At 67.0% G+C, this 1,016-nt stretch carries 1 protein-coding gene; it reads right to left on the bottom strand.

The features are described from left to right. Positions 1–68 precede the first annotated feature (68 nt). Positions 69–1,007 carry a tripartite tricarboxylate transporter substrate binding protein gene (locus ACSFA3_RS26320; RefSeq protein ID WP_435508234.1) on the bottom strand — a complete coding sequence of 313 codons (939 nt, stop codon included), beginning with the start codon at positions 1,005–1,007 and terminating at the stop codon, positions 69–71. Positions 1,008–1,016: the final 9 nt, after the last annotated feature.

Here is a 1,016-nt window from a genome sequence, read left to right as displayed (position 1 = left end):
TGGCGGCCTGACTCGAGGGTCAGAGGGGCGCGATGCACTTCCAGGCGCTCAATGCCTGGTCCGAAGCGCTACTCCGCTTTCACGCCCGCCGTACGGATGACCTTGCCCCATTTGGCAGTCTCCGCAGTGATGAAGGCATCGAACTCCTCTGGCGTGCCGCCTGCCGGAATCGTGCCCATCGCGTCGAGCTTCGCACGCGTCTCGTCGCTCCTGACGATGCGCGCCACCTCCTCCGACATCCGCTTGACGACGTCGCGCGGCGTAGCGGCCGGCGCCAGCATGCCGGCCCAGGTGCTGCCGGTGAAGCCCGCGAAACCCTGCTCGATGAAGGTCGGCACCTCGGGCGCCGCCGCCAGTCGCTTGTCGCCCGCCACGCCAATCAGCCGCACCTTGCCTGCCTTCGCCTGGTTGATGAGGCCCGTGGGCGCATCGAAGAAAAGCTGAATCTGCCCGCCCATCAGGTCGGTCAACGCCGGCACCGCGCCCCGGTACGGGATGTGGATCATGAAAGTCTGCGTCAGCGATTTCCACAGCTCGGTGGTGAGGTGCGCGGCCGAGCCGTTGCCCGACGAGCCGAAGCTCACCTTGCCCGGGTTGGCGCGCGCATAGTCGATGAGTTCTCGAGCCGTCTTGAACGGCGCATCGACATTCACCGCGGCCAGCAGCGGCGACACCCCCATCAGCGACACGCCCGTCAAATCCTTACGCGGGTCGTAGGGCAGCTTGGGGTACAGCGTGGTGTTGGCCGCGTAGGCGGCAATGACTACGCCGAAGGTCGTGCCGTCGGGCGCCGCCTTGGCGATCGCGTCGACACCTATCAAGCTGTTGGCGCCGGGCTTGTTGTCGATCAGCACCGGCTGGCCGAGCTTCGTCTGCAGGCCGATCTGCACCAGCCGCGCCATCTGGTCGGTGAAACCGCCCGGCGTGTACGGCACGACGATGCGGATCGGCTTGCTTGGCCAGCCGGACTGCGCCCAGGAAGGCACTGCCAGTGAAGCAACGGCCAGAGCGGCGAC

The sequence above is a fragment of the Variovorax glucosi genome, assembly GCF_051216695.1.
Taxonomy (GTDB): domain Bacteria; phylum Pseudomonadota; class Gammaproteobacteria; order Burkholderiales; family Burkholderiaceae_C; genus Variovorax.
This window is presented reverse-complemented; position numbering and strand designations above follow the sequence as displayed.